The 26,254-nt window shown below is 51.9% G+C and carries 25 protein-coding genes; 10 read left to right on the forward strand and 15 right to left on the reverse strand.

Annotation, left to right across the window (positions count from 1 at the left end; translation table 11 throughout):
• Positions 1 to 144: 144 nt before the first annotated feature.
• Both EDD53_RS05630 and EDD53_RS05635 read right to left on the reverse strand, forming a co-directional pair.
• Positions 145 to 897, reverse strand: a complete 753-nt coding sequence (locus EDD53_RS05630) for an HAD family hydrolase (RefSeq protein ID WP_123792180.1) — start codon at positions 895 to 897, stop codon at positions 145 to 147.
• Positions 898 to 899: 2 nt separating this feature from the next.
• Positions 900 to 1,178, reverse strand: coding sequence for a DUF3572 domain-containing protein (locus EDD53_RS05635; protein WP_123792181.1), 279 nt, complete (start codon positions 1,176 to 1,178; stop codon positions 900 to 902).
• A gap of 105 nt (positions 1,179 to 1,283) precedes the next feature.
• Here EDD53_RS05635 and EDD53_RS05640 point away from each other — a divergent pair, with 105 nt between their 5' ends.
• Entirely contained in the window at positions 1,284 to 2,675 is a 1,392-nt protein-coding gene (locus tag EDD53_RS05640; RefSeq protein WP_123792182.1) for a diguanylate cyclase domain-containing protein, read from the forward strand.
• A gap of 106 nt (positions 2,676 to 2,781) precedes the next feature.
• Here the strand turns inward: EDD53_RS05640 and EDD53_RS05645 are convergent, their stop codons facing one another.
• The 4 genes from EDD53_RS05645 to EDD53_RS05660 all read right to left on the reverse strand — a co-directional run bounded on the left by EDD53_RS05645 (position 2,782) and on the right by EDD53_RS05660 (position 4,996).
• A complete protein-coding gene (locus EDD53_RS05645) occupies positions 2,782 to 3,360 on the reverse strand; it encodes a periplasmic heavy metal sensor (RefSeq protein WP_123792183.1) in 579 nt (192 codons plus the stop codon).
• Positions 3,361 to 3,363: 3 nt separating this feature from the next.
• Entirely contained in the window at positions 3,364 to 3,792 is a 429-nt protein-coding gene (locus tag EDD53_RS05650) for a hypothetical protein (RefSeq protein WP_123792184.1), read from the reverse strand.
• Positions 3,779 to 4,369, reverse strand: a complete 591-nt coding sequence (locus EDD53_RS05655) for an RNA polymerase sigma factor (protein WP_123792410.1) — start codon at positions 4,367 to 4,369, stop codon at positions 3,779 to 3,781. Before EDD53_RS05655 ends, EDD53_RS05650 begins: the two co-directional genes overlap by 14 nt.
• Before the next feature lie 102 nt (positions 4,370 to 4,471).
• Positions 4,472 to 4,996, reverse strand: coding sequence for an EF-hand domain-containing protein (locus tag EDD53_RS05660; protein ID WP_123792411.1), 525 nt, complete (start codon positions 4,994 to 4,996; stop codon positions 4,472 to 4,474).
• A 340-nt stretch (positions 4,997 to 5,336) separates the two neighbouring features.
• On the opposite strand from EDD53_RS05660, the gene EDD53_RS05665 reads away from it, so the two are divergent.
• The 3 genes from EDD53_RS05665 to EDD53_RS05675 all read left to right on the forward strand — a co-directional run bounded on the left by EDD53_RS05665 (position 5,337) and on the right by EDD53_RS05675 (position 8,839).
• The gene (locus EDD53_RS05665; RefSeq protein ID WP_123792412.1) at positions 5,337 to 5,720 is read left to right on the forward strand and encodes a DUF983 domain-containing protein; all 384 of its coding nucleotides are present in this window, start codon (positions 5,337 to 5,339) and stop codon (positions 5,718 to 5,720) included.
• A 144-nt stretch (positions 5,721 to 5,864) separates the two neighbouring features.
• Complete coding sequence (gene parE / locus EDD53_RS05670; protein ID WP_123792185.1) at positions 5,865 to 7,820, forward strand: DNA topoisomerase IV subunit B; 1,956 nt, start codon at positions 5,865 to 5,867, stop codon at positions 7,818 to 7,820.
• Positions 7,817 to 8,839: a hypothetical protein gene (locus tag EDD53_RS05675; protein WP_123792186.1), complete on the forward strand. Its 1,023-nt coding sequence runs from the start codon at positions 7,817 to 7,819 to the stop codon at positions 8,837 to 8,839. The genes parE and EDD53_RS05675 overlap by 4 nt, the downstream gene beginning before the upstream one ends.
• Before the next feature lie 353 nt (positions 8,840 to 9,192).
• Here EDD53_RS05675 and EDD53_RS05680 read toward each other — a convergent pair whose 3' ends face one another.
• Positions 9,193 to 9,873: an ABC transporter ATP-binding protein gene (locus tag EDD53_RS05680; RefSeq protein ID WP_123792187.1), complete on the reverse strand. Its 681-nt coding sequence runs from the start codon at positions 9,871 to 9,873 to the stop codon at positions 9,193 to 9,195.
• A complete protein-coding gene (locus EDD53_RS05685) occupies positions 9,866 to 11,113 on the reverse strand; it encodes a lipoprotein-releasing ABC transporter permease subunit (RefSeq protein ID WP_123792413.1) in 1,248 nt (415 codons plus the stop codon). Before EDD53_RS05685 ends, EDD53_RS05680 begins: the two co-directional genes overlap by 8 nt.
• 446 nt (positions 11,114 to 11,559) lie before the next feature.
• On the opposite strand from EDD53_RS05685, the gene EDD53_RS05690 reads away from it, so the two are divergent.
• Positions 11,560 to 11,778 (forward strand): helix-turn-helix transcriptional regulator, encoded by a 219-nt coding sequence (locus EDD53_RS05690; protein WP_123792188.1) that lies wholly within the window; start codon positions 11,560 to 11,562, stop codon positions 11,776 to 11,778.
• 35 nt (positions 11,779 to 11,813) lie between these two features.
• On the opposite strand, the gene EDD53_RS05695 is transcribed toward EDD53_RS05690, so the two are convergent.
• Together EDD53_RS05695 and proS are read right to left on the reverse strand one after the other, a co-directional pair.
• Positions 11,814 to 12,314, reverse strand: coding sequence for a DUF2937 family protein (locus EDD53_RS05695; protein ID WP_123792189.1), 501 nt, complete (start codon positions 12,312 to 12,314; stop codon positions 11,814 to 11,816).
• A 183-nt stretch (positions 12,315 to 12,497) separates the two neighbouring features.
• Positions 12,498 to 13,835: a proline--tRNA ligase gene (proS, locus tag EDD53_RS05700; protein WP_123792190.1), complete on the reverse strand. Its 1,338-nt coding sequence runs from the start codon at positions 13,833 to 13,835 to the stop codon at positions 12,498 to 12,500.
• Between the two features lie 144 nt (positions 13,836 to 13,979).
• Here proS and EDD53_RS05705 point away from each other — a divergent pair, with 144 nt between their 5' ends.
• The 4 genes from EDD53_RS05705 to EDD53_RS05720 all read left to right on the forward strand — a co-directional run bounded on the left by EDD53_RS05705 (position 13,980) and on the right by EDD53_RS05720 (position 19,723).
• Positions 13,980 to 15,122, forward strand: coding sequence for an AI-2E family transporter (locus tag EDD53_RS05705; protein WP_123792191.1), 1,143 nt, complete (start codon positions 13,980 to 13,982; stop codon positions 15,120 to 15,122).
• A 3-nt stretch (positions 15,123 to 15,125) separates the two neighbouring features.
• Entirely contained in the window at positions 15,126 to 15,830 is a 705-nt protein-coding gene (locus EDD53_RS05710; RefSeq protein ID WP_123792192.1) for a P-loop NTPase family protein, read from the forward strand.
• Positions 15,831 to 15,852: 22 nt separating this feature from the next.
• Positions 15,853 to 18,039, forward strand: a complete 2,187-nt coding sequence (locus EDD53_RS05715; protein WP_123792193.1) for an RNA degradosome polyphosphate kinase — start codon at positions 15,853 to 15,855, stop codon at positions 18,037 to 18,039.
• A gap of 109 nt (positions 18,040 to 18,148) precedes the next feature.
• The gene (locus EDD53_RS05720; protein ID WP_123792194.1) at positions 18,149 to 19,723 is read left to right on the forward strand and encodes a Ppx/GppA family phosphatase; all 1,575 of its coding nucleotides are present in this window, start codon (positions 18,149 to 18,151) and stop codon (positions 19,721 to 19,723) included.
• Positions 19,724 to 19,757: 34 nt separating this feature from the next.
• Here EDD53_RS05720 and EDD53_RS05725 read toward each other — a convergent pair whose 3' ends face one another.
• The 4 genes from EDD53_RS05725 to EDD53_RS05740 all read right to left on the reverse strand — a co-directional run bounded on the left by EDD53_RS05725 (position 19,758) and on the right by EDD53_RS05740 (position 22,700).
• The gene (locus EDD53_RS05725; protein ID WP_342772286.1) at positions 19,758 to 20,822 is read right to left on the reverse strand and encodes an endonuclease/exonuclease/phosphatase family protein; all 1,065 of its coding nucleotides are present in this window, start codon (positions 20,820 to 20,822) and stop codon (positions 19,758 to 19,760) included.
• Positions 20,819 to 21,502 (reverse strand): J domain-containing protein, encoded by a 684-nt coding sequence (locus tag EDD53_RS05730; protein WP_123792195.1) that lies wholly within the window; start codon positions 21,500 to 21,502, stop codon positions 20,819 to 20,821. The genes EDD53_RS05725 and EDD53_RS05730 overlap by 4 nt, the downstream gene beginning before the upstream one ends.
• Positions 21,503 to 21,591: 89 nt before the next feature.
• Positions 21,592 to 22,083, reverse strand: a complete 492-nt coding sequence (locus EDD53_RS05735) for a GNAT family N-acetyltransferase (RefSeq protein WP_123792196.1) — start codon at positions 22,081 to 22,083, stop codon at positions 21,592 to 21,594.
• Positions 22,080 to 22,700 carry a VOC family protein gene (locus tag EDD53_RS05740; protein ID WP_123792197.1) on the reverse strand — a complete coding sequence of 207 codons (621 nt, stop codon included), beginning with the start codon at positions 22,698 to 22,700 and terminating at the stop codon, positions 22,080 to 22,082. The genes EDD53_RS05735 and EDD53_RS05740 overlap by 4 nt, the downstream gene beginning before the upstream one ends.
• Before the next feature lie 94 nt (positions 22,701 to 22,794).
• On the opposite strand from EDD53_RS05740, the gene nhaA reads away from it, so the two are divergent.
• Entirely contained in the window at positions 22,795 to 23,991 is a 1,197-nt protein-coding gene (nhaA, locus tag EDD53_RS05745) for a Na+/H+ antiporter NhaA (protein WP_123792198.1), read from the forward strand.
• Positions 23,992 to 24,068: 77 nt separating this feature from the next.
• On the opposite strand, the gene scpA is transcribed toward nhaA, so the two are convergent.
• A complete protein-coding gene (gene scpA / locus EDD53_RS05750; RefSeq protein WP_123792199.1) occupies positions 24,069 to 26,192 on the reverse strand; it encodes a methylmalonyl-CoA mutase in 2,124 nt (707 codons plus the stop codon).
• Positions 26,193 to 26,254 lie beyond the last annotated feature (62 nt).

Here is a 26,254-nt window from a genome sequence, read left to right on the forward strand (position 1 = left end):
GAAATACAGGCCCTCTTACCTTACTAAGGGCTGTTGTAAGCCAGAGGACTTAAAAAAGTGCCAATGCCCATGGATTAATCAAAAAAAACACGCAGCGTCATTTTTTATTGACCTTAGGGCAACTTACAGCGATTTCGGCCTGCGTCAGAGCGGGCTTTTCGTTAAAAATCTAACGAAATCGGCAACATCTGCGAATACATGTGCAGCAAGATGCGCCAAATCATCGCGGCTTGCAGTGCCCGTCAAAACCCCGATCGGGCGCATGCCTGCGCGCTGCGCGGCCTCTAGGTCATGTAAACTATCGCCCACCATATATGTATCGGGCGCGGGCACCGCTAAATGTGCCGCAGCCGCCAGACAGCCCTCAGGTGCGGGTTTGGCACCATGGCCGCTGTCGCAGCCGATAACGACTTCGAACAGTTCAGAAATATTGACCTGTTCCAAATGCTCACGCGCCACATGTTCAAAATCATTTGTCACAACGCCAAGGCGAAACCCTGCCTGTTTCAAGCCTTCAAGCGCTTGCTTCAATTGAGGCACGACCACTGGCGTCATGCTCATTTTTGACGGCATCAGATAATCAAGAACTTCGCTATCGCTAAGTCCCGTGATGACCTGCGACAAAGCCTGCGCCACCTCGTATGCGGTACCGGCCACGGCCAAGCTGTCAGCTTGAAACGCGCCATTGTCTAAATCAAAACCGACAGTATGTGCGATCTGGCGATCAAGATCTTGCGGAACCGCCTGACCTGCTTTGGCCAGCACAGCCTTTTCGCCCCGCGCCAAATCTGCAATCATCGCGGCAGCCCAAGGCGCCCATGTTTTTTGAAAATCAAACAGCGTGCCGTCTTTATCAAACAAAATGGCTTTGGCAGGCTTGTTTAAAGTCTGGGTCATGGTCACGTCCAATGAATATCTGCGCCGCCGGGCATGGATTGGCGCGCTTTCAAAAAATCATGCGGGTCGATGCTAATACTAGTGGCGCAATCGTTAACCCACTCATCATTCATGGTTATAAAATCAAGAACAGCCGTTAACAATTCAGTCTCGCCTGCGCGGGCGCGCAGATCGTCTTCGCCCAATCCTGTAGAGCTCAGAAAAATAGGTAAAATTTCGTCATTTCCGACGATCCAGACAAGGATTTTAAGCGCAATCGTTTCGGCGGTTTCTTGCTTCACTTGTGGGTAACTCCTCTAGGTTGGAAACCCTTTGTTAACCTTTAAGGCGCATTTTAGGGCCACAATCTTAACGTTCATCGCATAACATAATTACTCGGGCATACAATGGCAGGACGCATCCTTATCGTCGACAATGTTCCGACGAACCGCATCATATTAAAGGTCAAATTGTCCTCTGCATTTTACGAGGTCATTCAGGCTGCCTCAGGGCGCGATGCAATGATGCGTGCCAAACAAGACCAGCCCGATATCATCATCCTTGATACCAATCTGGGCGATATGACCGCGCATGAGGCCTGCGCGCAACTCAAAGCCGATCCCATCACCTGCGACATTCCTGTTTTGATCGCCACGCCCGCTGCGGATACAGAAGCCAAAATAGCAGCACTCAAAGCGGGCGCTGACGAATTTTTAACCAAACCCATCGACGAACTCACACTCACAGCAAGAGTGCGCGCCTTGTTGCGGGCGCGCTCAACAACGCATGAATTGCGCCGACGCAATGAAACTGCGCGCACCCTAGGCTTTGCCGAAGCCCCCGTTAATTTCACAATGCCTGGAAAGATCGTCTTGGTTGGGCGCAACCCAGAAGATGCCATGACATGGCGCGCGGGCTTGCGCGGCTTGGTGCAAGACACGATCGAAATCTCCCAAGCGGATCGTGTGATTGAAAAAATCGCCGCCGATGACGCAGCAGATGTCTATTTGATCTCGGCCGATATCATGGGCAGCACAGGGGGCTTGAGTTTGATTTCAGACATCAGAGCACGGGCCAACACCCGCTTTGCGGGCATTGTTGTGGTGCATGGGGCGCAAGACCGCAAAGAGGCGATTATGGCGCTGGATCTGGGCGCCAATGATATTATCACGCGCGGCGCTGATCCCGAAGAAATGGCCCTGCGCTTGCGCAGTCAAATGCGCAGCAAGAAAGAAGCAGACGCCCTGCGCAGCACCATTGACGAAGGCCTGCGCCTCGCGATGGTCGATCCTTTGACGGGCCTTTACAATCGCCGCTACGCCCTGCCCCATATCGCGCAGATCGCACAGGCTTCCAACCAAGCAGGGCAAAATTTCGCGCTGATGCTGTTGGACTTGGACCGCTTCAAGCGGATCAATGACACCTATGGCCACGCGGTTGGCGATGAGGTGCTCAAAGAAGTGGCACTGCGGATGCAAAAATGCCTGCGCAGCGTTGATCTTGTGGCGCGCTACGGCGGCGAAGAATTTCTGATCTGTTTGCCGCAAATTTCACTGCGCGATGCCCGTATCACTGCCGAAAGGATCAGAGCTGCGATCTGCGATACCGCCGTGACCGTGACAGCGCAGGGAGACCCTGTGATGAGCTCTGTTTCAATCGGCTTGGCCATGGGGGGGGCGCCTGATGGCACGCCCGTGCAACATGACACCCAAGCGCTTTTGGACATTGCCGACCGCGCTTTATATGATGCCAAAGCCGAAGGGCGCAATCAGGTTACACTTGGACCCTTTGCTGCGTAAGGCAGGCGATCGATCAAAGGGGATATCGCGCCAAGCACTAAAAAAATGGCAGCCCAACACAAGTTAGGCTGCCATTTGTGACTTTAAAAACCCTTTAAAATCAGACCTATTTCCCCTTTGGCGCAGGTCCGTTCAGTCTGGGCTCACTGTGCTTGCCATCGCGCGCTCCAGATCGGTCGCCATCCACATGACGGGGCGGTCGGGTCAAAGCTTGATCCAAACGCTCGGCATAAACCGCACGCGCCTCGGGCGTCATTGCGGCCACTTGATCGGTGATCACCTCCGCACCGATTTGCTGTAATTCGGCCAATCCATTGAGCTGCACCAACATCGCAGATTTAAAAGCATCTGCATCAAAAGGCTCTGCCGTGAGAACCGCTAGAATATCTTCGAACTGCGCTTGCACGGTGTTGCGCGCTTTATCTTGACGCCCCGCTTTGCCGATGAATGCCTGCCCTAAAGAGCGCTTTTGCCCCTTTTCAAAGGCCGCCACATAGGGCCCAAACCCGATGTCACGCGATTGCATCACCCGCGCCCGATCCGCACCGGACTTGCTATCTCGATCCCCGCGCAAAGCAGCGCCTGCGATCAATCCAACCACAGCCAAGTTCAATGCCAAAGAGGCAATCAAAACGATCCGCATTGGGCGCGATGATTTGGAAATTGGCAGCTTCGTATCACTCATCTTCTATCCTTCCGCAGCCAAGTCAAAAAAGCTTGGCACCAAATCGTCCAGCACATATTGCGCGGTAGAAACCTGCATTTGGGTGTCGGTGCTGATGGCGGCGCTTGACCAATTGCCTGTCGCCACTTGCGACACAGTATTGGGCGCGCCAAGACCAAAGGCCAAGCCCATAACCGTGGCTGTGGCCAAACCTGCACCACCGCGCCAGCCGCCAATCAAATCAAGTAAACGATTCATGATGGATGGCGCAGCCGCAGTCTGTGGCGACTTTGCCCAGTCAGGCAAGCCCGCCCCCAATGAATCTTGTACGGCATCCGCATCTGCGAGAACGCGGGCCATAAAGCTATCCGAAGGCCGCGCAACTTCGGCACGCGCCGCATCAAAGAGAACATCCAAGTCAGCATCACCGAGCAGATCATCACGCTGTGTCATCTTCAAACCCCAAAATCTCGCGCTGCGCAGCCAATGCCTGAGCCAATGCGCGCTTTCCGCGTGCAGTCAAACTTTCGACCGCTTCAACGCCAATATCCAAAATCTGCGCAATCTCAGGGTTAGAAAGCCCTTCGATGTGACGCAGAACGACAGCTTGTTTTTGCCGTTCTGGCAAGGTCGACAGCGCTGAATTCAACGCATCAACCCGTTGTTTTTGCATTAAAACTGCTTCCTGCGATGGTTTTCCATCCTCAGGTTCGGCAATTTCATCCAATCCCGTCCCGCGTTTTTTGCGCAAACGGTCCGTACATAGATTGGTCACCACGCGGTAAAGCCAAGTTGTCACTTTTGCTTCACCCGTGCGCCAATCGGGTGCTATTTTCCACAGACGCATCATGGCGTCTTGTGCGACGTCTTCAGCCTCAGCGCGATCTTTCAGCAAGCGGGCAGCATAGCCGATCACACGCGGGGCCAAACGCTCTGTTAAGGTGCGCGCGGCCAAACGATCCCCATTGCCGAAAGCAATAAGCAAAGCATCATCTGAGGCATCTATATGAGTGTCTAAAGCCATATTCATTATTTGCGAAGCGTAACCTGTGGGGAGCGCGGCGTCCACAATCTGTGGCGCTTTTTGGAGTGGCACACTTGCGTGCCCCACCCCTGTGATTTGCAGTGCGACTTATTTGTCGCCGCGACCACCACGGCCACGTTCGCCGCCAGCTTTCATTTCTTCTTCAGACAAGGCGCCGTCGCCATCTGTATCAAGACGTTCGAAAGGTGTCTTTTTGACAGTGCCCGCCATTTCATCAGCAGACAATTCACCATCGCCATCTGCATCCATGCGTTCGATCATTTTTGCCATGCGATCCGCTTTGCGCTTTTCCGCCTTGGCTTCAAGATGTGCTGCAAGTTCTTCCGCTGACACTGTGCCGTTGCCGTCTGTGTCAACTTCAGCGAATTGCGCAGCTTTATGGGCTGCGATTTCCGCTTCGGTGACTTTGCCGTCGCCATCTGCATCAAGGGTTGCGAAGTCTGGCATCATCGGTCCGCGACGGTCCATTTTACCCGCCATGCGTTCGTGATGACCACCTTTGCCCATGCGCTTACTTTTATCGCCATCGCGATCGCCTGCGGCAAAACCTGCGACAGAAGATCCAAGAATTGCGATCAATGCGACCGCTGAGATTGCAGTAGTACGTTTCATAGTATCGTTCCTTTGTTCAGGCCCAATGCGCTAGGCTCAGTGCCGAGCGCTTATGATAGTGAAACGCGCCCCCTGTGGGTTTCCGTCGCAAAATTTAAGTTAAATCGCTTTTTGTGATTATTTTCATGAAAATTTAAGGGAGTTTGCTGCATTGCTTACGCGACAACAGGCCGCAAGACCGATGACCGCGCTTTATGGTAGGCTTCGCTGAATATTCCCCTTGGCTGGTCCGCGAAACTGGGATTCAAGAAAACAGATCCTATTGAGATCAATTGAAAAAGGGCGACCTATGACACAGGCAACAGAAACTGTTATTTCACATGCGACGCGCGACGATCACATGGTCGATCACCGTGAAATGAAATCCGCTTTGCTGCGCGGTTGGAAAAGATGTTGCCCGAACTGTGGCGAGGGCCCAATGTTAAAGGGCTACCTTAAAGTCCGCGACAGCTGCCCAGTATGCACGCAAGAATTGCATCACCACCGCGCAGATGATGGTCCGCCCTATCTGACGATTTTGATCGTTGGTCACCTGCTGGCCCCCTTGATGGGTTGGGTTTACATGGACTTTCGCCCCAACCCTTTGACCATGCTGGCTGGGTTTTCGATCTGCACTGTCGCCTTGTCGCTGTATCTTTTGCCGCGTTTCAAAGGTATGATCGTGGCCTTTCAATGGGCCAAGCGCATGGGCGGTTTCGGGCCATCAGCTTTTTACAAAGACTGATTTCTCAACACCACACGCACCATCATGACACCCACCAAAGCATGGTCTATTGCAGATCATGCTTTACTGCATCTTGCGGTTTTCCCGCTTGGATGGTCTAATTCGAACCCAACGAGCCAACACCAAGAATCGAGCGAAAAGCCAATGTCAGATGATCTCCTTGCAGGATCCACCCCCGCCTATGACGCCTCATCCATCGAAGTCCTAGAGGGGCTTGAACCTGTTCGCAAACGACCCGGCATGTATATCGGCGGGACCGACGAGCGCGCATTGCACCACCTCGTGGCGGAAATTTTGGACAACTCCATGGATGAAGCCGTGGCAGGTCACGCCACGCGGATCGAAATGACGCTGCACGCCGATTATTCTGTGACAATCACCGATAACGGCCGCGGCATTCCGATTGATCCGCACCCCAAGTTCCCTGACAAATCTGCTTTGGAAGTCATTCTATGTACTTTGCACGCGGGTGGTAAATTTTCTGGCGATGCTTATGCTACATCTGGCGGTTTGCACGGGGTTGGCTCTTCGGTTGTGAACGCTTTGTCAGACAGCATGATCGTACAAGTTGCTAAAAACAAAGAACTTTTCGAACAACGCTTTGCCCGTGGCATCCCTCTTGGTCCTGTTGAAAAAATAGGCGCTGCCCCCAACAAACGCGGCACATTCGTGACATTTCATGCAGATGAACAAATCTTTGGCAAACTGCGCTTTAAACCCAAACGCATGTTTACTTTGGCACGTTCCAAAGCCTTTTTGTTCTCAGGCGTTGAAATTCGTTGGAAATCCGAAATTGATGACGGCGAAACGCCGATGCAGGCCACCTTCCACTTCCCCGGTGGTCTGGCCGATTTCCTAAAGGAAACGCTCGGTAAATCAATGACCTACGCCGATACGCCTTTCGCGGGCACCGTTGATTTTCAATCACGTTTTAATGTGCCAGGCAAAGTCGAATGGGCCATCAACTGGACGCCCTCGCGCGATGGTTTCATGCAGTCCTATTGTAACACCGTGCCCACCCCCGAGGGCGGCACCCATGAGGGCGGTTTTTGGGCCGCTGTGCTCAAAGGCATCCGCGCTTATGGCGAACTTGTGGGCAATAAAAAGTCCAAAGATATCACCCGCGAAGACCTGATGACAGGCGGCTGCGCCTTGGTGTCCTGTTTTATCCGTGAACCCGAATTTGTGGGCCAAACCAAAGACCGCTTGGCCACGTCAGAGGCAGCGCGTTTGGTGGAAAACTCTGTGCGTGACCACTTTGACAACTGGCTTGCGGCCGATACCAAATCCGCTGGTGCCATCTTGGATTTCTTGGTGCTGCGCGCCGAAGAACGCCTGCGCCGCCGCCAAGAAAAAGAAACCCAGCGCAAATCCGCGACCAAAAAACTCCGCCTGCCTGGTAAGCTCACCGATTGTACGTCGAAAGACCGCGCAGGCACCGAGTTGTTTATTGTGGAGGGCGATTCCGCTGGTGGCTCTGGCAAAGGCGCGCGCAGCCGTCACAACCAAGCCTTGCTGCCGCTAAAAGGTAAAATCCTAAACGTCCTAGGCGCAGCCTCTAACAAGTTGAATACAAATCAGGAAATCAATGATCTATGCGAAGCTTTGGGTGTGCAAATGGGCACGCGCTTCAATATTGAAGACCTGCGCTACGACAAAATCATCATCATGACCGATGCGGATGTCGACGGGGCGCATATTGCCACTTTGCTGATGACATTCTTCTTTACCCAAATGCGTCCGCTGATTGATCAGGGCCATTTGTACTTGGCCTGCCCACCGCTGTACCGCCTGACCCAAGGCGCCAAACGCATGTATGTCGCCGATGATGCGGAAAAAGATTACTACATGGAAAAAGGCTTGGGCGGCAAAGGTAAGATCGACATGCAGCGGTTCAAGGGACTTGGCGAAATGGATGCTAAGGATCTTAAAGAAACCACCATGGACCCCGCCACCCGCAAACTGATCCAAGTCACCATCGAAGAAGACACCCCCGGCGACACCGCCGATCTTGTCGAACGCTTGATGGGCAAAAAACCAGAGCTAAGGTTCCAGTATATTCAGGAGCATGCGCAATATGCTGAGGAATTGGATGTTTGAGTGATATAACTACAGAAACAAAGTTGATCCAAAGCATTTTTGCATCTGTCGAGAATGACGACGTTTCTGCGGCCTTTCGCAGCTGCCAGCGTTTGGCGCTGAAATTGAGAGATTTTGTAAATTTTGCCTATTTCCTTTATGAACAAGAGCATGGCGAGCAAGAAGACTTTCGCCATTTGAACAGTTCGCTTGGCGATTTAGAAAAGGATCAATTGAAACTTATCCATGAGCTAGCGCTCAAGCGGAAATTCCGGACACGTGCCCTTGATCCCAATACCTGCGATATTTTGGATATCGCAAAAGACTCGCTGTTAATGTTTGGTTGTGGGCACATAACAGCAGAGTTAGAGAGGTCGCAGGCACTTATTGATTCATTGGCGATTCCATCAAATATCAATAATGTAGACGCCGCGTTTTTCTACAAAGAAAATGAGCTACGCAAACTACAAGAAATTCATCGTCGTTCAGAAATTAGAAAAATCAAGGAAAGGTTGCTATCTGCAGCCTTCAACTATGCATCTTTGGCCGAACAGAGACTTATTTGGGCTAGCCAAGACAAGACTACCATTGACGAGATGGAAGCCGCGATTTTCTCCTTTTTAAACCAAACTTCGCCAGCGGCGCTCAAGCAGCTTCAAAAAGCGTCGGGATTTCTGCATTCGAAGGATAGCGAAGAACGGTCACAGGCATCGCTTCTGATACGAAGGTCAATGAACTCTTTAGCCAATGCGGTACAACCCGCTGATCCAAAAGTTTTAGGCTTAGAGCAGGACAAACCTCTAAACCGAATTTCCTACTACTTAGAAGAAGCACACAAAGACAAAACCCCTTCACTTGCATTCCGCACTAAAGACTTGGAAAAACTACTCCATGCCATTAACAGCAGAAGTAGCAAAGGTGTTCATAGCGCAGTTTCAACATTTGAATTGCAACAAGTTTACTTAGCGAGCCTTCTGTACCTAGGGAATATTGCAAAGGTTCATGAGGCACCATCTATGAATAATTCAGAATCCATTTAACGCCGAGCGCCTGACCCTGGGTGGGCGACGTAGGCGCCCTCCCGTGGGGAGGGTCGGGCGCTCGTGATTTGCTTTGGCAAATCACTCTGAAGAGGCACGAGACCTCAGCCAGAAACAATCTTAAAATTCAATATTTCATCCGCGCGTTGCACGTCCAAGGTCTCAGCGTCAAAAATTCATCGAACCTTAGCCCGCGCGGGACGCGCTGGCGTTCGAGCCTTGAAACGCATCTCATGCGTTTGACCGGATGCGCGGCATCCGACCAGTCCTTACATTAAAACATGTAAACTCACCCTGCCCCAAAGCGTACAACAGCTTAAAACACGCGCCACAATGTCTTTAAAACACGGGTGTTAAGCCTCAACCAGCACGCCATTTTCAAGCCGCAGCACGCGGTCCATTTTGGCAGCCAAATCCATATTGTGGGTCACGATCAGGGCGGCCAGACCTTCGTCCTTGGCAACCGTCATCAGAGCGTCAAAAACGCGGTCCGATGTGGCGGGGTCAAGGTTTCCTGTGGGCTCATCCGCCAGCAAAAGCGCAGGGCGATTGGCCAGCGCACGGCAAAACGCCACGCGTTGTTGTTCACCCCCAGACATTGCCGCAGGTCGGTGATCGGCACGGGCCTCAACACCTACAGATGTCAATAATTTCAATGCCCTAGCGCGAGCATCAGCCTCAGGCACGCCATTGGCAAGCTGCGGTAAAACGATGTTTTCCAGCGCAGAAAATTCGGGCAAAAGATGGTGAAACTGATAGATAAACCCCACCTGCGCGCGACGCATGGCCGTGCGGGCTTTGTCATCCAAGCTGGTCACATCTGTCCCGTCGATCACCACTTGCCCCGCATCAGCATTATCCAGCAGTCCCGCGATGTGCAAAAGCGTCGATTTCCCCGCCCCTGAAGGGGCCACAAGCGCCACAACTTCGCCTTTGGAAACGGTCAAATTGATGCCCGAAAGCACTTGGATTTCATTGGGTTTGCCGCGGTTGTAGCCTTTGGCAACCTCTTGAATTTGCAACATATTACTCATAACGAAGCGCCTCGACTGGGTTCATCCGCGCAGCTTTGCGCGCAGGGAAAATAGTCACAATAAACGACAGACCAAGCGACAGTGAAACGGCCTTGGCCACATCAACAAATCTAAGCTCAGCAGGCAAAGCATAGATGCCCCGAATGGACGGATCCCACGCCCCACCGCCGTTGAGATAGTTCACAAAGGCCATGATAGTGTCGATATACATGGCAAAAAGGGCCCCCAAAGCGACCCCGAAAACGGTGCCGATCAGCCCCGTAAAAGCCCCACATATAAAGAAAACGCGCATAACTGACCCTTCAGTCAGGCCAATAGTGCGCAAAATTCCGATGTCACGACCTTTGTTTTTAACCAGCATAATAAGGCCAGAGACAATGTTCATCGCCGCGATCAAAACCAGAATGGACAGGATGACAAACATCACATTATCTTCGATATCTAAAGCGCGCAAAAACGATCCAGAAGCATCACGCCACGTCCAAATCATGGCGCGATCACCCGCGGCAAGCAGCAGCGGCATCGCCATGTCATCAACGCTTTCAGGGTCTTCGATCATGACCTCAATTTCATCGGCGCTGCCCGTGCGGTTAAAATAGGTTTGTGCCTGGTCAAACGGAAGGTAAGCCCTTGTTTTATCAATGTCATATCGACCAGCTGTAAAGACATAAACCACCTCATATGATGAGACTCGCGGGGATGTGCCAAAGGCTGTTTTGGCCCCTTCGGGCGAGATCAATTTGATCCGGTCCCCGACCGCGACACCCAGTTCACGCGCCACACCTGACCCGATGGCGATCCCTTCGGAAAAGCGCGAAATATCGCCCCAAGATTCATCTGGCGTTTGACCCACACGCGGGATCGACAACAGATTGTCGTAAGAAATTCCGTAGACATCCATCGCCACATTTGCAGAGCGATAGGTGCTGAGCACTTGACCACGCACTAAAGGCGCTGCGCGGGTGACTCCAGGCACGGCTGATAGGGCCTCTGCCCAGCCTGCGTAGTCTTCGATTTGGCGTGACGTTTGATCATCATCCACATAGATTGACGAATACACGGTGACATGCGCGTTTGATCCCAAGATCGTATCCACGAACTCACTGCGAAACCCTGTGCGCACGGCCAGCGTGATGATCAAGGCGGCCACCGCCAATGTGATGCCGATCAGCGAAATCCACGTCATTGTGGACACGCCGCCCTCTTCACGCCGCGCACGCAAGTAGCGCCATGCAATCATCCATTCAAACCGAGCAAACGGTTTTGTTGAAGCACTTTTACTTTGATCCACGGAGCTTCCTTTTGGGGCAGTTTATCCGTTGCGACCATGTGATCTAGCCGCAAAAAGGTCAAGCGATCCAGTGGTTTGTGTGAGGCAATCCGCCTGTGGGATCAGCATTGGGATCAGGCAGGAAAAGGCATATATTTTCAATGCAATGGTAAACAAACTATACATAATGTAAAAAATTTATTACTTATTGTTATAAATATACGACGCTTTGTCGAAAAACGGGATCACATTATACCCTATTAACTGCGCAACACGCTTGCTGCACTTTTGTGTAATATTGGCGTGAACAGCTATATAAGGATGCCGTCTTTACTTTGATCTATTTCAAAGTCGCCCATAGCGATTTGGCAAGTACTGCGGTCAAAGGGCTCAGCTATATGAAGGGAGACTATTGCATGCGTAAACCGAAAATCACCAATACAATTCGGCGCTTGCGGTTTGATGCGAATGAAATGACGCAAAAGGATTTGGCTGATAAAGCGGGCGTATCCCGCCAAACCATCGCGGCCATTGAGAAAGCGAAATACACACCAAGCTTGGAACTGGCCTTTAAAATCGCACGGGTCTTTGGACAGCCTTTGGAAGATGTTTTTATCTGCGAATATCTAGATTGATCCGCCGCGCGCATCTGGAATGCTTATTTTGCGCCTTAAAACCGCGCAAGGCGGCGTCTGCGAAGGGGCCATGACAGGAAATGTATCAATGCTAAGACCAATCCCCACCCAACAAAGAACCCGCCAACGGCCGATATAAAGCCTTCAAGAGTAAGCGGAATTGCAGGGCGAAACTCTTTATATGTCGCGCTGATCAATGCGGTGTCACGCAGGCGGTGCGGCATAGAGATCCGCGCGAGAGGTGATGCATTTGAAAGCTGCTCCAAATCGTTTGACAGGTCTTCGTGACGCGCAATGGTGCGGCGCATATCCTTTCGGCGATTGTCCAAAAAGACAGATCCGCCCATCGACGCCAAAGCCGCATCTCGGGTCATATCAGCCGAGCGTGCTGAGGTATCAAAATCACGGATCACAACTGCCAAAGCATCCACTTGTCCGCCCAAGCGCTGCATATATTGTTGGGTAAATTCAGGATATTGCGACGACAAAGCCGCGCATGCGATCCCGCCTGCGAGTGTCAAAACCTTGGTAAACATGCTCTGCCCCTGAGCTGGATGTGCGTTCTTTTTCCCAACGCTATTGGGATTCGCAAGCGGGGTTCAAGACGCATCCTGCCTCTGTGCGAAAAGAGCGAAGTTTAGCGCATTTATTCTGGGCGATAAGCAAAAAAACGCCCCACCCGATTGGGCAGGGCGCAGAACTTAATCACTGTGCGAACTTTACAGGTCAGCGTAGATTTTTGCGACTTTTTCAACGGCCTGTTCTGGTGTCATTTCCTCAGACTCACCCGAACGGCGCGAGGTGACTTCAACAACACCGTTTTTCAACCCCCGCGGCCCGACCGTAATGCGCCAAGGCAGACCGATCAAATCCATGGTTGCAAATTTGCCGCCAGCGCGTTCTTTACGGTCATCGTAAAGTGGGTCGAGCCCCAGAGCTTGGAAAGATTTGTAAAGGGCTTCACAGGCTGCATCTGCTTCGTCGTCGCCTTGTTTAAGGTTGACGATACCAACGTGGAACGGTGTCACGCCTTCTGGCCAGATGATGCCTTTGTCGTCGTGGTTGGCTTCGATCAATGCGCCCAGCAGGCGCGACACACCGATGCCATGTGAGCCCATATGAACGGGCGTTTTCTTACCGTCTTGGCCGACAACTTCAGCGCCCATGCTTTCAGAATACTTGGTACCAAAGTAGAAAATTTGCCCCACTTCAATACCACGCGCTGTCATTTGGCGATCTTCGGGAACTTTCGCAAATTCAGCGGCATCATGTGTTTCGTCTGTGCGCGCGTAAAGCGATGTAAATTCTTCCATTACGCTGCGGCATTCGTCGACATTATAGGGATCGATGTCGCGCGCACCCAGTTTGATGTCGGTCACACCTTTGTCGTAAAAGACTTCAGATTCGCCAGTGTCAGCGAGCACCAAAAATTCATGCGTATCATCGCCGCCAATGGGGCCCGAATCCGCACGCATCGGAATGGCCTGCAAGCCCATGCGTTCATAGGTGCGCAAGTAAGATACGAGGTGCCGGTTATAGGCATGCATCGCATCTTCTTTCGTTAAATCAAAGTTGTAGCCATCCTTCATTAGGAATTCTCGGCCGCGCATAACACCAAAACGTGGACGCACTTCGTCACGGAATTTCCATTGAATGTGGTAGAGCGTCAAAGGCAGGTCTTTGTAAGATCCGACATGAGCGCGGAAAATATCGGTGATCATTTCCTCATTGGTCGGACCATATAGCATGTCACGGCCGTGGCGATCCGAAATACGCAGCATTTCATCGCCATATGCATCGTAGCGACCGCTTTCGCGCCACAAATCAGCGGATTGCAATGTCGGCATCAAAAGCGGAATATGCCCAACGCGCTGCTGTTCTTCGTGAACGATATTTTCTATCTTTTTCAGAACCTTATAGCCCAAAGGCAACCACGAATATATACCTGCAGATTGCTGGCGGATCATGCCCGCTCGCAACATCAAACGATGCGATGCAATTTGTGCATCGGCAGGGGTTTCTTTGAGTACAGGCAAAAAGTAACGGCTTAGGCGCATCGGACAGCCTCTGATTTAAGTGAATTTGACTTGGTCTAAGCGATCCTTTGCGCACAAACAAGCATATCTAACACAAGCCTGACGCCCTGCCCCTTGAACGCAAAGGCGAAGCAGGCGATATGTAAGAAAACATGGAGAAATTTCTTGGCCTTACCTGTTCGCGATCAAGTCAAATATTGGAGCATCGCCAGCGTCGTCTTCCTGGGCACTGTCTGGTTGCTGGGGGACGTCATGTTGCCTTTTGTTCTGGCTATGGCGATCGCCTATATGCTGGATCCGATTGCAGACCGCTTGGAAAAACTGGGATTATCGCGCGCTTTGGCAACGGTGGTCATCACCATTTGTGCCGCTATTATTTTCTTGATTATCGCGCTGGCTGTTGTGCCGACATTGGTGCGCCAAGCCACGGATTTGGTTGAAATAGCGCCACAGCTTTTTGAAGATCTGCAAGCCTTTCTACGCAAACATGTACCTGATTTGTTTAACGAAAATACTCAAATTCATCAGTCATTGATGCAAATTGGCGAAACCATAAAATCACGTGGCGGCGAATTATTGTCGACGGCTTTGTCATCAGTCATGAGCCTTTTCAATGTTTTGATGATCATGTTTTTGGTGCCTGTAATTACATTTTACCTGCTCATGGATTGGGACAGAATGGTCGAGAAAGTCGACCTGATGTTGCCACGCGATCACGCCCCTGTGGTACGCCGTTTGGCATCTCAGATAGATCGAACATTGGCCTCATTCATTCGCGGTCAAGGCACGGTCTGTTTGATCCTTGGCGCATTCTATGCTGCCGCCTTGATGCTGGTCGGTTTGAAATTTGGCCTTGTCACAGGCGCTATCGCAGGCGCTTTGACTTTCATTCCCTATGTGGGCGCCTTGGTCGGTGGGGTTTTGTCCATCGGCTTAGCGCTGTTCCAGTTTTGGGGCGGAGAAACGATGGTTGACGGCGAAACAGTGATGATGTCGACAGACTGGCTGCGCATCGGGCTGGTCATTGGGATTTTTGCCATAGGGCAGTTCTTTGAAGGCAATATTCTAACGCCAAATCTCGTGGGCTCATCCATTGGCTTACACCCTGTTTTGCTGATTTTTGCGCTGACTGTGTTCGGTACATTGTTTGGCTTTGTCGGTATGTTGATCGCCGTGCCAGTCGCAGCATCGATCGGGGTTGTCGCGCGGTTTGGCATTGAACAATACCAAAACAGCCGACTTTACACTGGGTTGACGCATGATGAACAGGCGCGGCACAAGGCCTCTAACGACACAGATGACCAGTGATCCATGCCTGAACAACTTACCTTTGATTTGCCCATCCGTGAGGCACTAGAGCGCGAGGCCTTTTTTGTCTCGCCGTCCAATGCCATTGCTTTAGCAACGATGGATCAGCTTGAATTTTGGCCCAATAACAAACTGGTTTTGGTTGGGCCACGCGGATCGGGCAAAACCCATATGGCCCATGTTTGGGCCCAAGATCGCCGCGCAGTCATCATCGGCGTCGATGAATTAGGTGACGCCGATATCGCCATGTTGGCCAGTTTGAAACACGTGGTCGTGGAAAACGCAGATCAAATTGTCGAGCTGCCAAATGCGCGCGCCACCGAAGACGCTTTATTTCACCTGCACAACCTGACCCTGGCCGAGGGTGGCTTTCTTTTGATCACCGCAAGCCTGCCGCCGCAGATGTGGAAACTGTCTTTGCCTGATCTAGCCTCGCGGATGCAAGGCACATCAGTGGCGAAAATTGACGCGCCCGATGATGCGCTTTTGTCCGCGATGCTGTTGAAACAGTTCGAAGATCGCCAGATCGCGGTGTCCCCCACTTTGATCCCATATCTGGTTACCAGAATGGAAAGATCCACTGCAAACCTACGCCAAGTCGTCGAAGCCTTAGATGATGCAGCCCTGCGTGACGCCAAACCGATTTCACGCAGTTTGGCCGCGCATGTTCTTGATACATTGGGCCTGATCCCTGCGGATGGCCCCTAACTGAAACGTGGTAGAAATCTATATGACCAAAGCGCCATCAACCGACTTTCTTGCAGCTGATTTTCCCGCCCCCGTTGCGCTTCCTGCAGACTGGTTGACGGGGCCCGAACGTTTTTTCAACCGCGAACTCAGTTGGCTTGGCTTCAACTGGAGGGTCTTGGGCGAGGCGCAAAACCTGCGCACACCGCTCTTGGAACGTTTGCGCTTTGTGTCGATTTCTGCGGCCAATTTGGATGAATTCTATACAGTTCGCGTGGCAGGTTTGCGCGAATTGGCAAAAGCAGGCACGACGACCCCCGCCGCCGACGGACGATCCCCCGCAGAACAATTGGGATTGATTTCAAAAGATGCGCGCGACCTGATGTCAGCGCAGGTCACTGCATGGGAAGACATTCGCAGCGAAATGGCGCTGCAAGGAATTTCTATTCTCACCCAAGACACGCTGGAAAAAGACGATTTAGAACACCTCAACACCGCCTTTCTGACCCAAGTCTTTCCTGTTTTATCTCCCCTTGCGATTGATCCCGCGCATCCTTTTCCCTTTGTGCCAAACTCGGGCTTTGTCTTGGCTTTGCAGATGCAGCGCGACAAAGACAAGCGGCCCTTGCAGGCTCTTTTACCGATCCCTGCGCTGATTGATCGCTTTGTGCGCCTGCCCGAAACTGTCGATACCCAAGACCGTTTTTTGCCCCTCGAAGATCTGCTTTTGATGAACGCACCAAAGCTATTTCCAGGCTATTCGCCTGTTGGCTCATGCACGTTCCGCGTGCTGCGCGATAGTGATTTGGAAGTGGAAGAAGAAGCCGAAGATTTGGTGCGCGAATTTGAAACCGCCTTGAAAAGACGCAGGCGCGGCGAAGTGGTGCGATTGAAGATTTCACAAGGTGCGCCAGAAGCCCTGCGCGCCGTGATCAAAGATCAATTGCGTGTCCATGAAGATGAAATCATCGAAGTGCCTGGCATGTTAGGCTTGGCCGACCTTAAAGAACTCGTGCTGAAATCGCGGGCTGACTTGCAATGGCCCAAATATATCCCACGCGTCCCTGAACGGGTGCAAGACCACGAAGGCGATATGTTCGCGGCCATACGGCAAAAAGACATTCTGTTGCACCACCCCTATGAGACCTTCGATCTCGTGATCCGTTTTTTGGCCCAAGCTGCGAATGATCCCGATGTGGTTGCGATCAAGCAAACTTTGTACCGCACATCGCATGATAGCCCTATTGTATCAGCGCTATGTGAAGCTGCTGAAAACGGCAAGATGGTCACTGCGGTGGTTGAACTGAAAGCCCGCTTTGACGAGGCTGCCAATATCCGTCAATCGCGCCGCTTGGAACGCTCAGGTGTGCATGTTGTGTACGGTTTCACCAATTACAAAACCCATGCGAAAATATCGACTGTGGTGCGCCGCGAAGATAAAAATTTGGTCACCTATACACATTTTGGCACAGGCAACTATCACCCGATTACCGCACGCATTTACACCGATCTAAGCTTTTTCACCTGCGATGCTGCTTTGGGGCGCGATGCCACCAAAGTCTTCAATTACATCGGAGGCTACGCGCCGCCAGAGGAATTGGAAAACCTATCGATTTCACCGCAGTCTTTGAAGAAAAACCTATTGGCAGGAATTGCACACGAAGCAGAGCTTGCCCGCGCAGGAAAGCCAGCCGAAATCTGGGCCAAGATGAATTCTTTGGTCGAACCCGAAGTAATTGACGCGCTTTATGCCGCCAGCCAAGACGGCGTCAAAATCAATCTGGTCATTCGTGGCATTTGCGGTTTGCGCCCAGGCGTGATCGGGTTGTCCGAAAACATTCGCGTAAAATCCATCGTCGGGCGGTTCTTGGAACATTCAAGGATCGTTTGTTTTGGCAACGGCAAAGGGCTGCCCTCTAAAAAAGCGAGGGTTTACATTTCATCTGCCGATTGGATGGGGCGGAATTTGAACCGCCGTGTCGAAACATTGGTGGAAATCAACAACCCAACGGTCAAAGCGCAAATTGTGCAGCAAGTCATGGCAGCCAATATGGCGGATGTGGCCCAAAGCTGGATCCTTGCGGGTGACGGAACTTGGCACCGCCCCGTGGTGCCCTCAGGTGATGCGCAGTTTTCTTGCCACCAGTTTTTTATGGAACACCCGTCACTCTCAGGGCGTGGATCTGCGGGCGTAAAGGATGTCCCTGAACTGACACATAAAGATTTATAAAAGCCACCTGCCCTTTGGCGTGCTTCAAACGCCCAAATAAACGACACAGATAAAGTTGCGAAACCGTTTTTGATGATGCAACCTAATGTGAACCACTAAGGAAAACACCTTGTCAGCATCTGATTCCGCGCAGGACCAAAGCACAGCACAAAACGAATGGGGCGTTTTTGGGCGTCCGCTCTTTCTTGACGAAGACGCAAGGGCTTTATCGCGTGTGGGGGTGGTCGATGTTGGGTCCAACTCTGTGCGGATGGTGGTCTTCGATGGTGCTGCGCGCAGCCCTGCTTATTTCTACAACGAAAAAATACTTTGCGGTTTGGGCTCTGGCCTGCGTGAAACAGGACGCCTAAACCCCCAAGGCAAATTGCGTGCCATGTCAGCCATCAAGCGTTTCCAAAAGCTTGCCAGTTCTATGGGAATTCCTCCTCTCACGGCCGTTGCGACTGCCGCAATGCGCGAGGCAGAGGATGGTCCAGAATTTCGTGAGGAAATTCTGCGCGAGACAGGCTTGAACCTTTGGGTGATTGACGGCGAAGAAGAAGCCCGCCTGTCTGCGCAAGGGGTTCTTCTTGGTTGGCCAGATGCCAAAGGTATGATCTGCGATATTGGCGGTTCATCTATGGAACTTGCCATCGTTGGCGATGGCACGGTGGGCAAGCGCCTGACATCCCCACTTGGCCCATTGAAACTGCAAGGTCTCAAGGGCGGTCGCAAAGGTCTGCGCGATCATATCAAACCTGTGATCGCCAATCTTTCGCAAACGATGGGAACGGATCACAAACGCATTTATCTCGTCGGTGGATCATGGCGCGCTATAGCGCGCATCGATATGGAACGCCGCGGCTATCCTTTACATGTTCTGCACGAATATCGCATGTCGGCCAGCGCGGTCAGCAAAACGATTGCCTATATCCGTGAAAACAATCTGGATGACATACGCGCCAAAACAGGGACATCTTCTGCGCGGATGGCCTTGGTGCCGATTGCCTCAGAAGTGCTGCGCCAACTTGTGCGCAGCTTCAAGCCGAAAGACATTTGTATTTCGTCATACGGTATCCGCGAGGGCATGTTGTATGAACAAATGCCACAAGATGTGCGCGCGCGTGATCCATTGATCGAAGCTTGCCGTTTTGCCGAACATAAAGACGCGCGTGTGCCTGGCGTGGGCAAGCGCTTGCACCGCTTTATCGAACCTATTTTTAGCGCACGCGCCTATGAAAAGATGCGCCTTATCCGTGCTGCCTGCTTGCTGCATGATGTGACATGGCGCGCCCATCCCGATTACCGTGCAGAGGTTTGTTTCGACAATGCCACTCGTGCCAATTTGGGTGGATTGGCCCATAAAGAAAGGGTCTTTTTGGGCGTGGCCTTGCTGCACCGCTACAAAAACTCACGCGATGGCAGCAGTTTTGCACCCTTGATTGACATGCTGTCAGACAAGGAACTGCACAATGCTGAAGTCTTGGGCAAGGCCATGCGCTTTGGCGCTATGATCGCGGTTGATGCGCCTGACGAAATTGCGCAACTTAAATATTTTCCCAAGAAAAAAGAGCTTATTTTGACACTGCGCCCCGATGCAGAAGATCTGTTTGGCGAAGTGGCAGAATCCAGATTTATGTCACTGGCCAGCGCTCTTGGGGCCACGCCAACAATCAAGCACGCAAAGTTGAAAAAGTCGAAATAGAGGCTGTTTGGCGCGAAACTTAAGGTAGGGTCCGCTAAGAGGGCAGCTCCAAGTCGACCGTCACGGGAAAATGGTCCGAAGCCGTCAAAAGTGCCTCACGCAGGGCTGTGTCATGATAGCAAAACGGGTCATCGAAAGGATGCCAAATCCGCCATGTCCCATGTGGTTTGAGATCAGACGAGAGCATCACATAATCCAAAAGCGCTGACAGATAACGGTTTTCATGGCTGATAAAAAACCGCGATGTGGTGGGCGTAGCACGCGGGCGATGCGCCATGGCCATTTTTGCATGGGGGTCAAACAAACATCTGGCTTGTGCATCCTTTTGCGCCGTTTGGCTGTCACCGATAACGATTTCTAGCCCTGAGCGCCCGAACAGTTTTTCATAAGCATCTAAACCAGGACCGTCGTTGAAATCCCCTAAAACAATCAACGGATCATTGGCGGACAGATGTTCATCAACACGCGCGCGCAGCCATAAACATTGTGCGGCTTGCTTGCGACGGTTTTCGATTGAAATGCGTACAAAGTCTTCATGATCGCGCGCGCCATGGGGCGCCTTTGATTTCACATGTACGCCGATCATACGAAACGAAACCCCAGTGTCACGCACTTGCACCTGCACTTCTAGCGGAGGCTTTGAAAAGCGCACAGGCTTTTGCAGATCAACCGCTTGCATTGGCAAGAATTCTTGATCGAAGCGCGGCGATATTGCTGCATCTGTCACGAGCTGCCCTTGATCCATCATTGCCCCTTTGGGGTCATGACGCGCCCGCAAGATCAGCGGATCATAGAGCAAAGCGATTTCTTGGCGCGTGTCATTCGTCATGCCTGTGACAACTGTATTGGCGCGCAGGCCTGCGAAATCCGCGAATTGTTCCAGTGCCTGTACCGTATCACGCTTGCGCGATGTATCGGGGGCCTCGATCACCATGATGGCATCCGCATCAAGGGACTTGAAGACATGCGACAGCGCCGTGAGCTGTTCAAAGCATGTCACCTTATGGCGCCGTGATGCTGTATTTTCCAACAGCGGCTTGCCCGCGTCGTCAAAAAGCGCGTCGAACCATTCAACGTTGTAGGTGGCTATGCGTATCAAGTCGCGCGGGCCAATGCGATGTTATCCCAAGCGCCGTTGATTTCGGCCAAGCGTTTGGTCGCCATTTGCACGGCTTCTTCAGGAACACCGCGTGCGATCATTTTATCGGGGTGCGTTTCGCGCACCAAACTGCGATAGGCAGATTTGATCTCGCTTAGGTCCATCGTGGGATCGACCCCTAAAATATCATAAGGGTCGCGCTTTGCATCGGGGACAAACCTCGCGCGCAATCGACGAAAATGTGCTTCAGAAATTTCGAAAATCTCTGCCACGCGCTGCAAAAAGGCATCTTCGTTTGGGTGGTATTCCCCATCGGCTATTGCGATGTGAAACAGACCTTCCACGAGATCGACCAAAGGCGCGCAATTGTCGCGATACATCGCCTTAATGCGTTTGGCGTAATCTTCAAATCCCGCAACATCTTGACGGGCAAGGTTGAAAACGCGGCCTGCTGCGGCTTCATCTTCGGCGGCAATGTGAAACACTTCGCGAAAGGCTGTGACTTCATCTCGGGTCACTTGCCCATCTGCTTTGGCCATTTTTGCCCCAAGGGCGATGACCGCAATGGCAAAGCCTACTCGCAGTTCAGGGTCAGAGCGCAGGCGCGCAAAAACCGCCGACAGGCTTTCACCTGCGCGCAGTGCTTCTAAAGCGTCTAATATTCGGAACCAAATCGACATACCCAAGCATAGACCGCGCGCGCCTAAGTGTCAGGTCATAAACACATGATAATTGTTTCAGTCTTGTCCGATGCCGAAAATTCGGACTTTTATAGATTTTTTTGCATAAACAACGCATCGAGCCAACGGTCAAATTTATAGCCCGATTGCGGAATACGTCCGACTTCTTTGTAGCCCAAGGCCTCATGAAATGCGATCGAGGCTGTGTTGTCGGCATCGATTACGCCGATCATCGACTTGTGTCCTGCTTCGCGGGCATGTTCTTCGATGGTGATCAACAATATACGGCCAAAGCCACGCCCCTGCGCGGCATCGCTCAGATAAACAGAATGTTCCATCGTATGGCGGTAGCCATTATTGCCCGGACGGAATTGTTCGTAAGAGGCGTAGCCCGCAACGACACCATCCACTTCGGCGACATAAAATGCACGCCCTGAGGCAAGCCGTGCTTCGATCAAGCTGGCCCAATCATCGACGCTGCGTTGTTCTGATGAAAATGATGCCGTTGTCTGTTCGATTACAGGTTTCATGATGGCTTTTATCGCCGCTGCGTCAGCGGGGGTGGCAGTCCGAAGTGTCATGCGATCCAAATCTCTCCTGAGGCTGATCCAATCTCAGCTTGTAGTGATGCTGTACGGCCATCGCCGATGGTGACATGATCCATTGCTTCAACAAAAGGTGCAAGTGCTGCGCGTAAATCAGCAGCCTTTGGATGGGTCAATTTTAATCTGCGCAGGCGCAAATCACGCTGCGGCATGTGCTGAGTGGGATGGTCTGAATGCCATTCGATGAGGGTTGGAAAACACCCATCAAACAGCGGCTTCCCGTCTTTTGGGATAATCATCCGCCACGCATAATCACCGCGCCTAAACGATTTTATATCGCCCACAATTGCGGGGGCGCGTTCCCATGCTTCGTCCAAATCGTCACAGCGCACCACCCAGTTTGACAGCTTAGGCCCACCGCCAAAATTGTCCAAATCGAACCAACGGGCATGGTCGGGTTTTGCAGCTTCGGGATCTCGTGCGATCACTTCAAAATAGCTGGCCTTGTCTAAAGCAACGAGATGATTATGAGTGCCCATTTCGTCATGCGCCCCGCGCGGTTCGAAAGGCACATCTAAAAGCCCCTCCGCCCAAAGCCTGCCTTGGGTCAAATCACTGGCGCAGACCACCAAGTGGTCAAGAAAATAGGACATAAGTTACCAAAAGTTAAGATGCAGCATTGAAAGGCCGATTAGAAAGCCCATTTAAGACATGGTGTACATCTAATTTAAGAAAGAAAAGCGCAAAATGCTCCTAAAACGACTTGAAAGGTTCTTTAGCAACGAGGCCTCAGGCGGCATCATCCTTATGTTAGCAGCCGTGGCTGCGATGATGGTGGCGAACTCCTCATTACACGGGGCTTATGATGGCGTTTTAAGCTCATATTTTGCGGTCACGATCAATGGAACTGGCGTTGAGAAACCCCTTATTCTTTGGATCAACGACGGTCTGATGGCGGTTTTCTTTTTACATGTCGGCTTAGAATTGAAAGCTGAATTGCTTGAGGGGAAACTGAAGAACCCTCGCGATATTATTTTGCCGGGCATGGCTGCGGTCGGCGGTATGATTGTGCCTGCCTTGATCTACTTTGCCTTTAACTTTAATTCGCCTGAGACCCATGCGGGTTGGGCCATTCCAGCCGCGACTGATATCGCATTTGCCTTGGGCATTTTAGCAATGGTCGGCAGCCGCGTTCCGACATCTTTGAAAGTCTTTTTGCTGACACTCGCGATCTTGGATGACCTCGGCGCGATCTTGATCATCGCGTTTTTCTACACTGCCGAGTTGAAAATCGACTATCTGTTCCTTTCACTCTTGCCACTCGCAGGCATGTATCTGTTGAACCGCGGGGGCGCGCACCGCATTGCACCGATCATTTTGCTCGGCGCAGTCCTGTGGGTTTTGATCTTGAAATCGGGCGTTCACGCAACTTTAGCAGGCGTGATCACGGCATTCTTTGTGCCGCTAAAAGACAAATGGGGTAAGTCGCCCTTGCACTCTTTGGAACATGCTTTGTCGCCTTATGTTTTCTATGCAATCGTGCCGATCTTTGCCTTTGCCAATGCGGGTATCGTGTTTTCGGGCGTCAGTTTTTCAAACTTGCTTGACCCACTGCCGCTTGGTATCGCGGCAGGCTTGATCTTGGGTAAGCAGATCGGTGTTTTTGGTACAACGTGGGTTTTGGTGAAACTTGGCGTCGCCAGCAAACCTTTTGGCGCAACATGGCTTCATATTTACGGTGTCGCCTGTTTGGCGGGGATCGGGTTCACCATGTCACTGTTTATCGGTGGTCTTTCCTTTGACTCGAGTTTCTTGATGAACGAAGTGCGTATCGGTGTTGTTTCTGGCTCTGTAATTTCCGCAGTTCTCGGTTTCTGTGTGCTGCGCTTTGGCCCGGTGGCGGAAGAGCAAAAGCCTAAGGTTGAAGCGCCAGCGGTGCACTAACTTTAGCCCGCAAAATAACGAAAAGGCCCGCGGTTTTTGCGGGCCTTTTTTGTTGAACTATTCTGTCAGTCCTCACGCTAAGACGAGGAAATCAAATCCAACACTTCGCGCGCGGCAGCGGGAATATTGGTGCCAGGTCCAAAGATCGCTTTGACGCCAGCGTCTTTCAAAAACGCGTAATCTTGCTGCGGGATCACACCACCACAGATCACGATGATATCCTCTGCGCCTTGCGCGCGCAGCGCTTCGATTAGCTTAGGTGCCAAAGTCTTGTGCCCAGCGGCCTGAGACGAAATGCCAACGATGTGCACATCATTGTCGATGGCATCCTGCGCGGCCTCCTCGGGTGTTTGAAACAAAGGGCCGACATCGACATCGAAGCCGATATCAGCAAAGGCGGTGGCAATCACCTTGGCGCCGCGATCATGGCCATCTTGACCCATTTTGACCACCAACATACGTGGGCGGCGCCCCTCGGCCTGCGCAAATGCCTCAACATCTTTTTGGATTTTCTCAAAGCCTGCATCACCGTCATAGGCTGCACCATAAACACCAGCCAGAGTTTTCACCTCGGCGCGATGACGACCAAATGCTTTTTCCATCGCCATAGATATTTCTCCCACTGTTGCACGCGCGCGCGCGGCTTTTACGGCCAAGGCCAACAGATTGCCCTGCCCTGTCTGCGCTGCAGCTTCAAGATCGTCCAAGCGGCTTGATACCGCTGCATCATCACGTGTCGCACGGATTTTCTTTAGGCGCTCGACTTGATTTTTACGCACAGCAACATTGTCGACATCCAGAATATCTATCGGGTCTTCATTGTCTTTGCGGTATTTATTAACCCCAACAATCACCTCTTCTCCGCGGTCGATAAAGGCTTGTCGTTTGGCGGCTGTTTCCTCGATACGCAGTTTTGGCATGCCGGTGTTTACAGCTTTGGTCATGCCGCCCAAGGATTCGACTTCTTCCATCAACGCCCATGCTTTATCTGCCAACTCTGCGGTCAGACTTTCAACGTAATATGAGCCAGCCAGCGGATCGACCACATTGGTGATACCCGTCTCTTCTTGCAAGATCAGCTGAGTGTTGCGTGCGATGCGGGCCGAAAATTCGGTTGGCAAGGCAATGGCCTCATCCAGCGCGTTGGTGTGCAGGCTTTGCGTGCCGCCAAGGGCTGCAGACATCGCCTCATAGGCCGTGCGGATCACATTGTTATAGGGGTCTTGTTCTTGCAAAGACACGCCAGAGGTCTGGCAATGCGTGCGCAGCATTTTGGACTTTTCCAACTTTGGTTCGAACTCATCCATCACCCGCGTCCACAGCAAACGCGCCGCACGCAATTTGGCGGCCTCCATGAAGAAATTCATGCCGATGGCGAAGAAAAACGACAGACGCGGTGCAAATTTATCGACGTCCATGCCCGCTTTGATCGCGGTGCGCACATATTCACGCCCATCCGCTAAGGTAAACGCCAGTTCTTGCACCAAGTTCGCACCTGCTTCTTGCATGTGATAGCCAGAGATCGAAATCGAATTAAACTTCGGCATCTCAGTGGCGGTATATTCAATGATATCTGCGATGATCCGCATGCTTGGCTCAGGCGGATAAATATAGGTGTTGCGCACCATAAATTCTTTCAGAATGTCATTCTGAATGGTCCCCGACAAAAGCGCTTTATCATGCCCCTGCTCTTCGCCCGTCACAATAAAAGACGCCAAAATCGGGATCACAGCCCCGTTCATGGTCATAGACACAGACACTTTATCAAGCGGGATCCCATCAAACAGGATTTTCATATCCTCGACGCTATCAATGGCCACCCCAGCTTTACCCACATCGCCCTCAACACGGGGGTGATCGCTATCGTAACCGCGATGCGTGGCCAAATCGAAGGCCACAGAGACCCCCTGTTGTCCAGCATCAAGCGCTTTGCGGTAAAAGGCATTGGATTCCTCGGCGGTGGAAAACCCCGCATATTGGCGAATGGTCCAAGGACGTCCTGCATACATCGTGGCCTTAACCCCGCGTGTAAAAGGCGCTGTGCCTGGCGTATTGCCAAGGTGTTCAAGCCCTGCAACATCTTCTTCGGTGTAAAGTGGTTTGACTTTAATGCCTTCAAGCGTGTTCCACTCAAGCGCCTCTAGGGGCTTACCGCGCAGTTCTTGTGTCGCCAAATCTGTCCAAAGTTTTTTGTCAGTCATGAATGGCCCCTTTCAAACGGGTGATGCGCAGCAGTGTTTCCTGCTCGCTTGGTCTTGGTAAT

This window comes from Pacificibacter maritimus, from assembly GCF_003814915.1.
Taxonomy (GTDB): domain Bacteria; phylum Pseudomonadota; class Alphaproteobacteria; order Rhodobacterales; family Rhodobacteraceae; genus Celeribacter; species Celeribacter maritimus.